Below are 13,878 nucleotides of genomic sequence, written 5' to 3' on the forward strand. Positions count from 1 at the left end.
GTGAGTTCGAGGGCCATTTGCCCGGTTGTCATTACGCCGCAAAGTTTAGAACGGGTGGAAAGAATGAGCCGCAACCAGGCAGTCGGTGCATCGCACGACGAACCGAAAATTGAAGGATTAGAACCGGGCGCAAAGCTGTTGCGCGGTCAGTATGAAATCCTTCGCTATCTCAGCAACGGCGGATTTGGGATCACCTATCTGGCGCGCGACAGCCTGGAGCGCGATGTGGTGATCAAGGAATGCTATCCCGGTGCCCTTTGCCGCCGGAATGGCGATCTGGTGGAACCCAACGACCCTTCATATCAGGAAGATCTGCGCGCGATCATCGACCTGTTCATTCAGGAAGCCCGCAACCACGCTCGGCTTGTCCACCCCAATATCGTCGATGTGCATCAGGTGTTCGAAGACAATGACACCGCGTATATCGCCATGGACCTGATCCGGGGTTGCGACCTGCTGGACTACGTCGAGAACCCGGAAAACGATGGCGGGCCCGACTTTATCGTTCAGGTCACCGAAAAAATGCTGTCGGCCGTGTCCTTCATTCACCAAAGCGGCATGTTGCATCGTGACATCTCGCCCGACAACATTCTTATCGACGAAAACGGCGATCCTGTTCTGATCGATTTTGGTGCGGCCCGGGAACAGGCAGCACATCAGAGCGCGGCTCTTCTGACGCTTCGCGTGATCAAGGACGGCTATTCCCCCCACGAATTCTATGTGCGCGGGGCCGAGCAAGGCCCAAGCAGCGACCTGTATGTTCTTGCGGCGACCCTGTACCACGCGATCAGCGGCGAACGCCCCATAGATGGCCAGACCCGCCTGAACGCCTTCAACAGCAGCCAGGATGACCCCTACACTCCGTTGGCCGGTCAATTTGAAGGTTATCCCGAGGGATTTCTGGAAGCGATTGACAAGGCGATGGAAGTTCACGCCACGGACCGGTTGCAAAACGCGCTGGAGTGGTTGCGGATGTTCCGTGGTCCGAGCGTGATGTTCGACAGCTTTGCCTATCGCCCTGTGTCGGTCATCGTCGGCATGGACCGCAAAGATGACGAGGAAGAAAAAGCCCGCATCAAGGCCGAAAGCGAAAATGCTGAGGCGGTGGTTACCGCCCTGCTCGCGGGCAACCAGGACATCGTCATCGGCAATGACGATGACAAAGATCTGGCCAAATTCGCGCCCAAGGCCGACGAGCCGGTTGCGGTAGACACCGTTGTACAAAACCGGTCAGGCGGCAGCGGCAAAATGATTGCCGGCCTTGCCGTAGTCGCAGCACTTGCGGCAGGTGGTTACATCTTTATGGAGAGCAACAAAGGCACCGATATCTCCAGCACCACGGAAATAGCCACACCTGCGGCCGAAACGGCGGAACCTGCGGTAATTGCCGCGGAACCCGCCGAAGAAAAGACCGAAGTTGCAGCCGCCCCAGTCGAAGAACCCCCAGAGGTTGCGGCGCCGGTCAGTGCAGACACCACCGCAGTCGAGACCCTTCAGACCGAAACGGAAACAGCAGTTGTCACACCTGCCGAACCCGTCACCATACAGGAAGAAGACCCCCAGGAGCAGCCTGTCGAGCAGACACAGGCCAAACCGGCGGCCCTGAACGAGGCCGAAGCAAAGACCGCCGAGGGAACAGCGGAAACAGAAACACCCGCGGCCCCGGCGGCACCGGTTAACCTCGCTGAAACGCAAGTTGCATTCGCTCATTGGGACGTAGAAATTCCTTTTGCGACCGCCAAACGCCGCGCCTCAACCGGTAACGTGATCGCCGTTACCGAGGTTGATCCGTCGCTTGACATGGGCGTCATCGGTGAATGGGTCCAACGCGGTGCCGCGATTTTCACACTGAATGGCAATCCAGTGCGCTCGGATGTGACGTTTGCCGCCCAAGTTCTGGATGACCTAAAGGTCGATCCGGACGGCTATATCCGGGTATCTGCACGCTATCGCCCATTGGGCAAGACCCGCGCTCAGAACGGATTGCTGGCGTTGCCTGCTCATCGCAAGCTCGGGCTGGAGAATGGGTTTGCCTTTGATATCCGTCACAACGGTGACGGCTGGCAGACGGTTGTCACCAGTGCCCCTGCAGGTAAAGCAGGCGGCCTTCGGCAAGGGGATGTTCTGCGGAATGAAACGCATACCGGTCTGGCCATTGACGGCCCGGAAAGCCTGGATGCTGTACTGGCCGATCTGGTCTCGGAAAATCAGCCCCAGGCACGGCTGACTGTGTTGCGCAACGGTGCGGACACGTCTGCCACCATGCCTTTGGCGAGGGAGTGATCGGACAGTTTGAAATGTGATCTGCCAGTGTGTGTTTGCTGAGGGTCGCGGGTCAAACCCGCAACCCTGACGGGAACCGGCCCGTCGCGGAAAGTTAAGTTAGTTCTCTGGTTTCTCAAATCGTAGGTGCCGCTGCGCATGTTGCGCGGAGGTGAGTAGCAGCCGCGCGGGACAGTCGTCCTGTGCCCAAAGTCAAAGGTGTCGACACCATGTTCAAATATAAAAGCCCTCTCAGCCGGCTTCTCGAAGGTGCCGGCAAAGCAAGAGAAACCGAAACCGAAGACGTTGCCGCCCCGGCGGAAGAAAGCCCGGAAAACAAGCAGCCGATCGCGGACTTCAACGCACTGCGCGCAGCGTTGGGCGGTGGAAACCTCTCGGCCGAAAGCTACGAAGAAGCCGACGAACTGATCCCTGAAGAAAAAATGCCAGACTTCGCTGAAGGCGAAACTGAAGTGGACTCCTCGGATGACGAAGCGCAGGTCGAAGTAGAAGACGCGGTAGCAGAACCGGAAGCCCCACAGCCCGAAGAGACACAGGATGATCAAGTTGTAACTCTGCACTTGACGACTGAAGTTACCAAAGTTGAGGCGGTTGAAGAAACCCCTGAGGCCGACGAAGCCGCAGTTGAAGTAATCGAAGACCCTGAAGAGCCGGAAACTCAGCCGGAACCGGAAGCCGTGCAGTCACACGAACCTCAAGTGATGCAGGTCGCCGAACCGGAAATCGTCCAGGTGCCTGAAACGGAAGTTGCACAGGCCCCGGAGGTCGAGGAAACCCCGGCAGCGCCCGTTGCCGCCGATGATCGCCGCAGCCGCGTGAAGACAACCTTCCTGGGGTTTGAGCGTGCCGACACACATGTGCAGGATCTGATGGAAACGGCCGAACCGGTCGCCAAATCCGAAGCTGCACAGGAGACCTTTCCTGTTGGCTGGCTGGTTGTCACATCCGGCCCAGGTCGTGGTGCGTGCATCACGCTGACTGAAGGCCTGATGCAGATCGGCCGCAATGACGATCAGGCCATTCAGCTGGACTTCGGCGACACAGGTATTTCGCGCAGCAACCACGCCGTGATCGCCTATGACCCCGAAGATCGCAAATGCTACCTGGGGCACGGCGGCAAGGCCAATCTTGTGCGCCTGAACGGCAAGCCGGTGCTCAGCACTGTGGCTCTGTCCAGCGGCGACCTGATCCGGATCAGCGAAACTTCGATCCGTTTCGCTGCTTTCTGTGATGACGGCTTTGACTGGCGGGATTCCTGATAGATGCTGGCGACCCCGGCATATGATATTGCACTGATCCTGGATCAGGGTCAGCGCGACACGCAGGAAGATGCGATTGCATCGCGCATGTTTGACGCGTGCAACGCAGGTTACGTGATCGTGGCCGACGGAATGGGCGGTCACGCTGCAGGTGAAATAGCTTCGGAGTTGGTGATCGCCGCCTGGCGCGGGGCACTGGACGCCGAGCTTGAGGCGGACACTCCAAGCGAAGCTGACCTGATCGACGCCCTGCCTCTGGCCGCCATGCAGGCCAATGCCGCTATCGCCAACCACAGCGAAGAACAGGGCGACGGATTCAACATGGGCTCGACCCTGCTTGGTCTTCTGCTGCTGGGCCAACGCGCGTTCTGGATTTCGATCGGTGACAGTCCGCTTTATTTGTTCCGGAATGGCCAGCTGACCCAGATAAATGAAGATCACTCGATGGCGCCCGTGATTGACGCACAAGCTGCCGAAGGTGCTCTGACCCTGGCCGAAGCGCAGGCTCACCCTGACCGCAATCAACTGACTTCGGTGGTCATGGGCGCCGCTATTCCCAAAGTCGATTGCCCTGAACAGCCTTTGAAGCTGGAAGCCGCTGATATCCTGATATTGGGCAGCGATGGGCTGCAATACCTCAACGACGCGGAAATTCGGTCCATCGTGACCGACAATGCGCAGGCCTTGGCACAGGATCTGGCGGATGCGTTGCTTCGCGCCCTGCAAGCCAAAAACGACCCCGATCAGGACAACGTATCAATCGCCGTGGTGAAACCGGCAATACCCTAACACAGGCAAAGCAACAGGACCCATGAGAAACCATCTGATCATATCAAGCCTGGCTCTCGCAGCCGCGACGGGCGCGGCCTCGGCGCAAGAGGCGTGCAGTACCTACGAGATTCAGCGAGGCGACAGCCTGCGGGAACTAGCGATACAGGTCTATTCGACTGAAGACTATCGGTTTATCTACGACGCGAACCGGGATGTCATCGGCTCGAACCCGAACATCATTCGGGTCGGCGATATTCTGACTTTCCCCTGCCTTGAAGAGGTCGGACGCGAGGCAGCAGTGCCGGATACCGAAGCCGGACGCATCGCCGCGGAAATGGCTGCCGAGTTGGTGAAAGCCGCAGAAGAGCGGGCCGAAAAAGCCATTGCCGACGCCGAAGCCCGCGTTGCAGCAGCCGAAGCCGAGGCCAAGAAGGCCAGCGAAGACGCTGTGATCGAGGCCAAAGCGGCGGCCAAAGAAGAAATTGAAGCCGCACGCGCCGAAGCTGCAGCGCTGATCCGCAACGCAGGCGACAATGAGCGGCCCGAGGTTCGGGATCGCCAGATTTTGCTGATCACCGGCGGAAATTATGCACCCTTCACGGATGAGGCACTGCCGAACCGAGGGTTATATACCTATCTGGTCGAAACCGCGATGCTGCGGGCCGCGCCCGAGCAATCCTACAAGATCCAGTTCGTCAACGACTGGTCGTCGCATCTGGATCTGCTGATGCCGACGCTGGCGTTCGACGCGACATTCCCCTGGTCGCGCCCCAATTGCGAAGAGGCCGAAGCCCTTTCGGACAAGGACCGTTCGCGGTGTGAGACCTACAATTTTTCCAACCCATTCTACGAGGTTGTTGACACCTTCTTCGCCCGCGAAGGTTCGGGCTATGAACAGACACTGACCTACGCGGATTTCGCGGGCACCACGATCTGCCGCCCCGAAGGCTGGTCTCTGTCGCACATGGATACGGTCGGCCTTTACGAGCCGGCGATCAAGTTGATGCGCCCGGTTTCACCGGATGACTGCTTTCATGCCGTCATGGATGGCACCGCCGACATCGTCGCCATCGAGGCCCACCTGGCGGTCGAGGCAATCGGTCGGCTGGGTTACGAACACCGCATCGTCGAAAACCCCAATCTGGCGGCGATCAAGTCGCTTAACATCATGACCCACAAGGACAATCCTGACGGGGAGGCAATCCTTGAGACGCTGAACCAGGGTCTGGCAATCATGCAGCAATCGGGCGAATGGCGCGACATCGTGTCGACCGCCCTGCGTCACCAAATGGAAAATGGCTAAGGCCGCAATCGGCCTGACACAAAAGAAAGTCTGGAGGAAGTGGACATGTTTAATATTGATCTGAAGAAAGTGGTAATGTCGGCCACCGCCGTCACAGCACTGAGCGCAACCGCGGCGGCGGCACAGGAAGCCTGTACCAACTACACCGTCGAGGATGGCGATACGATGGCAACCATCGCCATCGCGGCTTATGGAACGTCGAACTATCAGCCGATCTTCAACGCGAACCGCAACGTCATTACGAACCCGAACGCACTGGAACCGGGCCTGGTTCTGGCCCTGCCCTGTGAGGACGGCAGCCTGCCCAACGGTCAGACCGCACAGGAAATCATCGCGGCGGAAGAACAGCGCGCGGCCAGCGTAAAGCGGTCGAGCGTCTACCAACCGCCGATCAAACTGGTCACCGGCAATGGCTGGGCACCGTTTGCCGATGAATCGCTGAACGGCGGCGGTGCAATCACCCGCCTGGGCACCACTGCCCTGCAGCGTGGCGGCAACGCCCGCGACTATTCGGTCAGCTTCGTGGACGACTGGAACTCGCACCTGGAAACGCTGCTGCCTTTGGGGGCGTTTGACGTATCCATGGCGTGGAACATGCCCGACTGCACCAACCGCACCTACGAATGGTCGTGGGAAACTGAAGTGCGCTGCACCCAGTTCGACTCGTCCGTTCCGGTTTATGACATCGTGGTCGGGTTCTACACCCTGCCGGAAAGCAGCTATGCAAGCGCGACAACTTTCGAAGAGCTGAAAGGGTCCACCATCTGCCGCATGGACGGCTGGTTCATCCACGATCTGGAACAGGAAGGCCTGCACAACGGCGAATCCATGACCCTGATGCAACCCATCACCGCGCGCGAATGCCTCGACGCTGTTCTGACAGGTACCGCCGACGTCGCGACGTTCGAAGTTCAGTTGTTCTCGGACACCATGGTCGAAATGGGCCTGAACCAGAACGACATGGTGGAAAACCCCTTCGTGACCTCGCTGTCTTCGCTGCGCTTCATCAGCCACCGGAGCAACCCGTTCGGCAAGCAGTATCTGGCGATGCTGAACAAGGGCCTGAACGAAATGCGTGAATCCGGCGAATGGTACGCCATCGTTTCTGACACGCTGCGCGAGCACAACGAGAAACTTATGGCAGCTTCGAACTGATCCCTCGGTTCAGCTGATACACTGGGGCCGGTTCCGCAACCGGCCCCTTTTTTGTTCGTGATAACCCAGTGCCCTGGCCTGGACATGGTGGTTGGGCGCCGCATCACGGAACTGAAAGAAGCCTAAGCTGATCGCCTTTTTGTCCTTTGTATCCGGGATTATTCTGGACACGGTGACCGTCGGACGGCGGGAAATGAAGCGGCTGCATTATCTCAGCCTGCCAGCGCCAATATCCAAATAACGGCACTCGGTCTGCTTTCGGACGGGCAAAAAACACCCCAACTACGGGAAACCCCCAATATCGGAAGCTGCCGGGTTTGATATTCTGACCCCAACAGCACCGGTGAGGCCTGAGCCTCTCCACTCACTTGAAAAGGGACTGACTTTGGGGGTCAGTCCCTTTTTACTTGGCTCATTGGATATTTACTATCTGTAAAGGGCCGCACAGATACGCGCGGCCCTGGATAATTTTACCCGATAATGGCGTTCAACGTCGCGCTGGGGCGCATGACCGCGGCTGCCTTCGTCGGATCTGCGTGATAGTATCCACCCAGATCGGCGGGCGCGCCTTGCGCCGCAGCCAGTTCGGACAGGATTTGCTCTTCCTTGTCGGCAAGTTCTTTGGCAACCGGGGCAAACTCGGCGGCCAGATCGGCGTCATCGGATTGCGCAGCCAGCGCCTCGGCCCAATATCGTGCAAACCAGTAGTGGCTGTCGCGGTTGTCGGGCTGGCCAACCTTGCGGCTGGGCGATTTGTTGTTGTCCAGAATGCCTTGCGTCGCGGCTTCGGCTGCAGCCCCTAGAACACCCGCCTTGGCGTTGCCCTTGCTGTCGGCCAGGAAATTCAGCGATTCACCCAGCGCACAGAACTCACCCATCGAGTCCCAGCGCAGGTGGTTTTCCTCCACCAACTGCTGCACGTGTTTGGGCGCCGAGCCACCCGCACCGGTCTCAAACAGACCGCCGCCATTCATCAGTTTGACGATCGACAGCATCTTGGCCGACGTGCCCAGTTCAAGGATCGGGAACAGGTCGGTCAGGTAGTCACGCAGGACGTTGCCGGTGATCGCGATGCTATCCTTGCCTGCTGTAATGGTCTCCAGCGACTGACGGGTCGCCTCACGCGGGGCCATGATCAGGAACTTGTCCGCGACGCCAGCCGCCTCAAGCGCCGGTTTGACGTATTTGATCAGCTCTGCGTCATGGGCGCGGTTTGCGTCCAGCCAGAAGATCGCCTCGGAACCGGTCAGGCGCTGACGGTCCATCGCCAGCTCAATCCAGTTTTCGATCGGAGCCATTTTGACGGTGCAGGACCGCCATATATCGCCCTTTTCGACCTCATGCGAATGCAGCGTCTCACCATTGGCCAATACGATACGGATCGTGCCATCGGCGGGTGCTTGGAAGGTGGTCGGGTGCGAGCCGTATTCTTCCGCCTTCTGCGCCATCAAGCCCACATTGGCCACGGCACCGGCAGTTGCCGGGTTCAGCGCGCCGTTGGCTTTGAAGAAGTTGATGGCCTCATCATAGACGGGCGCATAACAGCGGTCGGGAATCACGCAGTTGGTGTCACCCTTCGCGCCGGTTTCGTCCCAGCCCTTGCCGCCTGCGCGGATCACCGCGGGCATCGACGCGTCGATAATCACGTCCGACGGGACGTGCAAGTTGGTGATGCCCTTGTCGCTATCGACCATGTACATCGACGGACGGTCCGCCTTGATCGCGTCGATCGCGGCCATGATGTCGGCATTGTCCTTCACGCGATCCAACAGATCACCCAGACCAGAGTTCGGGTTCACACCCAAGGCATCCAGTTCCGGGCCAAACTTCTCGAACACCGGTGCCAGCCATGCCTTGACCGCATAGCCGAAGATGATCGGGTCACTGACCTTCATCATCGTCGCCTTCATGTGCAGCGAGAACATGGTGCCATCTTTTTTAGTGTCCTCGATGGCGTCCGCCAGGAACGAAGACAGCGCCTTGACCGACATGAAGGTCGCGTCGGCAACAGTGCCTTCGGCCAGAGGCCAGGCATCTTTCAGAACGGTCACGCTGCCGTCCTTGCCAACAAATTCGATCTTGGCATCACCCGCCTGAGCAGCCGTGATGGTGGCTGATTTCTCATTGGCATAGAAATCGTTGCCAGACATGGAAGACACTTTGGTTTTGCTGTCCGACACCCACTCACCCATCGAATGCGGGTTCTTCTGAGCGTAGTTCTTGACCGCACGGGCCGCGCGACGATCCGAGTTGCCCTCACGCAGAACCGGGTTAACAGCCGAACCTTTGATGGCATCATAACGTGCGCGGATCGCCTTTTCCTCGTCAGTCGAAGGCTCTTCCGGGTAGTCCGGAATATTGTAGCCCTGCGATTGCAGCTCTTCGATGGCTGCAACCAGCTGCGGGACCGACGCCGAGATATTCGGCAGCTTGATCACATTGGCATCCGGCGTCTTCACCAGCTCACCCAGTGCGGCCAGATCGTCTGTGATGCGCTGATCTTCGGTCAGGTTCTCGGGGAAGGTTGCCAGAATGCGGCCCGCCAGCGAAATATCCTTGGTGCCGACACTCACGCCAGCGGCCGAAGCGAACTTGCGAATGATGGGCAGGAACGATGCGCTCGCCAGCTCCGGCGCTTCGTCTACAATGGTATACAATATATCGAAGTTCGATTTTTCTGCCATATTCCCTTACCTTTTTTAAGCCTTTCAGGGGCGTGCGATCCAAGAGTTGATGCCACATCAACGTGGCGCGGCAGGGGCACGATCAGGATGCTGCCCCTTGGTTACTCTGATTTGACAGGGCCTCCCATAAAACAGGATGGCCCCGGGATCAATCACCGGAACGCGCGCAAATTGACACGGGGTTGGGTGAACCAGATGAAACGGCGCAGAAAAAGGGTCGGCCTTGCTGCCTCAGACGCCCCAGGTGTCGCTCAGACGATAGCCGCCCGGCCAAGGGTCATCGGGATCCAGCATGTGTTGGTGAATGCCGGTAATCCAGCCCTGGCCGCTGATCTCCGGGACAATAGCCGCGCGATCGCCCAGCCGTGTTGCCTCGACGATTCGACCGGTAAAACGCGAACCGATGATGGAAATGGCTTCGAACGTTTGGCCGACCTGCATCTGTCCTTTGGCGGCCATCAACGCCATGCGTGCCGAGACCGCCGTGCCGGTGGGTGAGCGATCGACTTTACCCGGTTGAATGGCCACGGCGGACTTGCCGCGCACCCCTTCGGGAGCTTCCTCCAAAGGACCGCAGAAGGCACAGAAGGAGATGTGATCCCAATCCGGGTTTTCGGGATGGGAAAAACCAATCTGTTCATTCGCCGCATTTGTGATTGCAACACCCATACGCGCGATATCACGCGCCTCATCTTCGGTGATCTCAAAGCCCAGAGCGGCGGTATCGACGACAACGAAACTGTCGCCTCCAAAGGCCGTATCGACCTGCAACGTTCCGACGCCCGGAACTTCGAGTGGAACGCCGAGCTTGTCGGCAAAGCTGGGCAGGTTCTGCACAAAGATACGTCTGGCCTTGCCGCCCTCGCACTCGGCCCGGACACGGACCAGGCCGCCGGGCGCCTCCAGCGTCAGATGGGTTTCGGGCTCCTGCATCGGGATGATGCCGCCATCCAGCAACACGGTCGATACGCAGATCGAATTCGATCCGGACATCGGCGGCGTATCTTCAGGTTCCATGATGATAAAACCCGCATCAGCGTCAGGATGTTTGGGCGGCACCAGCAGGTTTACATGCCGAAATACTCCGCCCCGCGGTTCGTTCAGGACAAAATTTCGTAAGGTCTGATCATTTGCGATGAATGAACGCTGGTCCCACAGCGTGTCGCCCGGGGGCGGCGCGACACCGCCAACGATCACATCCCCGACCTCGCCTTCGGCATGGGCTGAAATCACATGAATTGTCTTCACGCTGCGCATGAGGGCTCCTTAAAACCGGGTGGCAGAAAAGGGATCAGGGGAAATCTCAGGAGTATTATCGACAAGGATGTCGGCAACCATTTCAGCGGTCCCTGCTGACTGGGTCAAACCCAGATGACCATGGCCAAACGCATAGATCACATTGCGTGAACGGCGTGCAGGGCCAATCACCGGAATACTGTCGGGCAGCGACGGGCGGAATCCCATCCATTGCGTGCCACCTTCGGTCCTGAGCCCCGGCAGAAACTGCGTCGCCTTTTGCAAAAGGGTGTCCGCCCGCCGGAAGTTCGGAGGCAGCTTCAGCCCACCAAGCTCGACAGCACCCCCGATGCGCACGCCGCCGTTGATGCGACTGGCCACGAATCCGTGGCGGGAAAAGGTCAGATGCATCCGCAGATCGAAGGCGCCTTCTGGCAAGGTCGTGTTATAGCCGCGCTCGGTCTCCAGCGGGATGTGATCGCCCAGAGTGCGCGCCAGTTCATGCGACCACGCACCGGAAGCGACGACAACTTTGTCGGCCTCAACCGTTCCACCGGCATGGCTCAAGTGCACCGATGTGTCCCGGGGAGTAACGGCGCGAATTTCCATTTGCTCGATCCGGCCGCCGCGATCCAGAAACGCTTGCGCCAGATGGCCTACCCAAGTTTTTGGATCGACCGTGTTCATCCAACCCGGTGTGAAACCGGCATGAGTAAAGCGGGGGCTGAGACCAGGCTGCAACTCGGCAATGGCTTCACGGTTTTCCAGCAGTTCAAACGCGATCCCGTGACGGCGGCGTGTTTCCCATCCGGGCAGGCTGGCACGAAACTCTGCCTCGCCTTCATAAAGCTGCATCTGACCATCCCGCTGAATCAGCGCGTCGCCATCGACGTCCGAAATCAGACGCTCCAGCGCAGCGCCCGACAGGCGCATGAGGCCCGCCTGTGCGGCCAGAAGCTCGTGATACCGGCGCGGACGGCTGGCCTGCCAGAACCGCATCATCCAGGGCGTGATCTTCAGGGCATATGCAGGGGGAATTGACAAAGGCCCCAGCGGATCCAGCAACCATTTGGGTGCCTTGCGCATGATGCCCGGCGTCGCCAGCGGCTCGACCTCGGTCAGGGCAAACGCTCCGGCATTGCCGGCAGAAGCCTGCGCCGCGACGCCTTCGCGGTCCAGCACGCGAACATTATGACCCCGACGCTGCAGCTCAAGCGCAGTTGTTATGCCGATGACACCGGCACCGATTATCACAACATCCGAATGCTTCACGTCGCAATCCCGGCTTTGAACCGATCATTTTCGGCAAAGATCAGCTTCGCCTCGGCCATGACATGGGCCTGCCCGGTAATCGAGGGTATGACACCTCCATTCGGGCCCGGCTGATAAGACAGGCGATAGGTGCTTCCGATCACAGATTCCTGCACGATCTCCTCGCCCGGGGCCAGTTTTCCATCCGCCGCCAAACAGGCCAGCCGTGCCGAACTACCGGTGCCGCAGGGCGAGCGGTCGTAATTGTCATCCGGACACAGAACAAAGTTGCGGCTATGAACGCCATCCGTCGAAGACGTTCCCTGAAAGATCACATGATCAACCGGTTCACCCTGTTCGCCGCCAATACCCTGCGCGATCGAGGCTTCGCGGATGGCCACGGCCATATTCGTCAGCTTTGCGATATTCCCGACACAAACCGGAATTGGACTGTGATCGACAATAAAGAACCAGTTGCCACCATAAGCCAGATCGCCCGTCACCGGCCCGTACGCTGGCACGTCCAGGGTGACAGAGCGCTGTACCCGGCGGCTTTCGATGTTTGTCACGGTCACTGTGTTTGCGTCATGCAATTCGACCGTCACCACCCCCGCAGGAGTTTCGATGCGATGGGTGCCCTGCCCGATCCGACCCAAGTGGGCCAATGTCACGGTCAGACCAATGGTGCCATGACCACACATGCCAAGCACTGCGTCTACGTCAAAATAGATCACGCCGGTCACACAAGTCGGATCAACCGGTTCGACCAGCAATGCGCCGACCATGGCCGGTTGCCCGCGCGGCTCGAGCATGATGGAGCGGTAAAACTCCTCATGCTCGGTTGCCAGTCGCCGGGCTCGTTCGGCCATGGGGCCATTGCCCAGATCAGGTGCGCCATCCAGGATAACCCGCGTGGGCTCGCCCCCGGTATGGCTGTCGATCACATGCATTCAGCGATCACCCCGCCCTGCGCTGACCAGTCGGCGAACCAGCTTTTGAACAGTTCATACTGCTGTTCACAATAGTTGCGCTGTGCATCATTCAACTCATCGCTTTCGTTATAGTGCAGGCGGTATTCCGGTTCACCGTTCAGCACTAACAGATGCTTGTAATAGAGCACCAGATCGGGGCCTTCGTCAAAGCTGGAAAGAACATGGAACGCCTCGGTCAATTCCTGAGCGCGCAAACGGGCCTCGGCGCTTCCGGTGGCGGCTTTTTGCGACAACGCCGCCAGCAACAGCGCCTCGCGCGGCAGCGCATTGCCGATTCCGGTGATCGAACCGGTCGCGCCGCAGTTTACAAAGCCATGAAAGACTTCGGTATCGACGCCTACCATCAGGGTCACGTTGTCATCCTGACTGGTGATGTTCTCTGCTGCGTAGCGCAGATCGTCCTTGCCACCGAATTCCTTGAATCCGATCAGATTGGAGTGTTCGGCCCGCAGCGCAAAGAACAACTCGGCGCGGGTGGCGAATCCGTAATAGGGGCTGTTGTAGATCACGGCAGGAATGTCGGGCGCCGCAGTCAGAATATCCCTGAAATGGTTCTTCTGCGCCGCCGGCGAACTGCCACGTGACAGAACGCGCGGGATCACCATCAGGCCGGCGGCGCCCACTTTTTGCGCGTGGGCGGCATGGGCCACGGCGGATTTTGTGTTAATGGCCCCGGTGCCCACGACAACCGGAAGGCCGGCGGCTACCAGACGCTCGACCCCCTCCACCCGCTGTTCGTCGGTCAGCAGGGGCCAATCCCCCATCGAACCGCAATAGACAACCGCCGACATCCCTGCATCGATCATCTCCTGACCCTTGCGGACCAGTGCGTCATAATCCGGTTTGCGGTCCGGTGTGCAGGGCGTCATGAGGGCGGGCATGGTGCCGGTGAAGACATTTTTGGGCATGGGGCAAGTCCTTTGGAAGCAGCGTTTCGTACGGCA

General features: G+C 59.1%; 10 protein-coding genes. 5 read left to right on the forward strand and 5 right to left on the reverse strand.

The genetic code is table 11. The features are described 5' to 3' along the window. Positions 1–63 precede the first annotated feature (63 nt). From ACR3EQ_RS21295 to ACR3EQ_RS21315, 5 genes are all read left to right on the forward strand, one after another. On the forward strand, positions 64–2,283 hold the full coding sequence (locus ACR3EQ_RS21295; protein ID WP_170611168.1) for a serine/threonine protein kinase: 2,220 nt from the start codon (positions 64–66) through the stop codon (positions 2,281–2,283). Positions 2,284–2,492: 209 nt separating this feature from the next. Then, positions 2,493–3,542 carry an FHA domain-containing protein gene (locus tag ACR3EQ_RS21300; protein ID WP_170611171.1) on the forward strand — a complete coding sequence of 350 codons (1,050 nt, stop codon included), beginning with the start codon at positions 2,493–2,495 and terminating at the stop codon, positions 3,540–3,542. 3 nt (positions 3,543–3,545) lie between these two features. Continuing rightward, entirely contained in the window at positions 3,546–4,331 is a 786-nt protein-coding gene (locus tag ACR3EQ_RS21305) for a PP2C family protein-serine/threonine phosphatase (protein WP_170611173.1), read from the forward strand. A 22-nt stretch (positions 4,332–4,353) separates the two neighbouring features. Next, positions 4,354–5,616, forward strand: coding sequence for a type 2 periplasmic-binding domain-containing protein (locus tag ACR3EQ_RS21310; protein ID WP_480492015.1), 1,263 nt, complete (start codon positions 4,354–4,356; stop codon positions 5,614–5,616). A gap of 45 nt (positions 5,617–5,661) precedes the next feature. Beyond that, the gene (locus ACR3EQ_RS21315) at positions 5,662–6,771 is read left to right on the forward strand and encodes a transporter substrate-binding domain-containing protein (RefSeq protein ID WP_170611179.1); all 1,110 of its coding nucleotides are present in this window, start codon (positions 5,662–5,664) and stop codon (positions 6,769–6,771) included. A gap of 470 nt (positions 6,772–7,241) precedes the next feature. Here the strand turns inward: ACR3EQ_RS21315 and ACR3EQ_RS21320 are convergent, their stop codons facing one another. The 5 genes from ACR3EQ_RS21320 to ACR3EQ_RS21340 form a co-directional block, all read right to left on the reverse strand. After that, positions 7,242–9,455 (reverse strand): NADP-dependent isocitrate dehydrogenase, encoded by a 2,214-nt coding sequence (locus ACR3EQ_RS21320; RefSeq protein WP_480492017.1) that lies wholly within the window; start codon positions 9,453–9,455, stop codon positions 7,242–7,244. Positions 9,456–9,686: 231 nt separating this feature from the next. Further along, a complete protein-coding gene (locus ACR3EQ_RS21325) occupies positions 9,687–10,712 on the reverse strand; it encodes a trans-3-hydroxy-L-proline dehydratase (protein WP_170611185.1) in 1,026 nt (341 codons plus the stop codon). A 9-nt stretch (positions 10,713–10,721) separates the two neighbouring features. After that, positions 10,722–11,963, reverse strand: coding sequence for an NAD(P)/FAD-dependent oxidoreductase (locus ACR3EQ_RS21330; protein WP_170611188.1), 1,242 nt, complete (start codon positions 11,961–11,963; stop codon positions 10,722–10,724). Continuing rightward, complete coding sequence (locus ACR3EQ_RS21335; RefSeq protein ID WP_480492019.1) at positions 11,960–12,892, reverse strand: 4-hydroxyproline epimerase; 933 nt, start codon at positions 12,890–12,892, stop codon at positions 11,960–11,962. Before ACR3EQ_RS21335 ends, ACR3EQ_RS21330 begins: the two co-directional genes overlap by 4 nt. Then, entirely contained in the window at positions 12,883–13,842 is a 960-nt protein-coding gene (locus tag ACR3EQ_RS21340) for a dihydrodipicolinate synthase family protein (protein WP_480492021.1), read from the reverse strand. The genes ACR3EQ_RS21335 and ACR3EQ_RS21340 overlap by 10 nt, the downstream gene beginning before the upstream one ends. Between the last annotated feature and the right edge of the window lie 36 nt (positions 13,843–13,878).

Source organism: Ruegeria sp. AN11 (assembly GCF_056536005.1).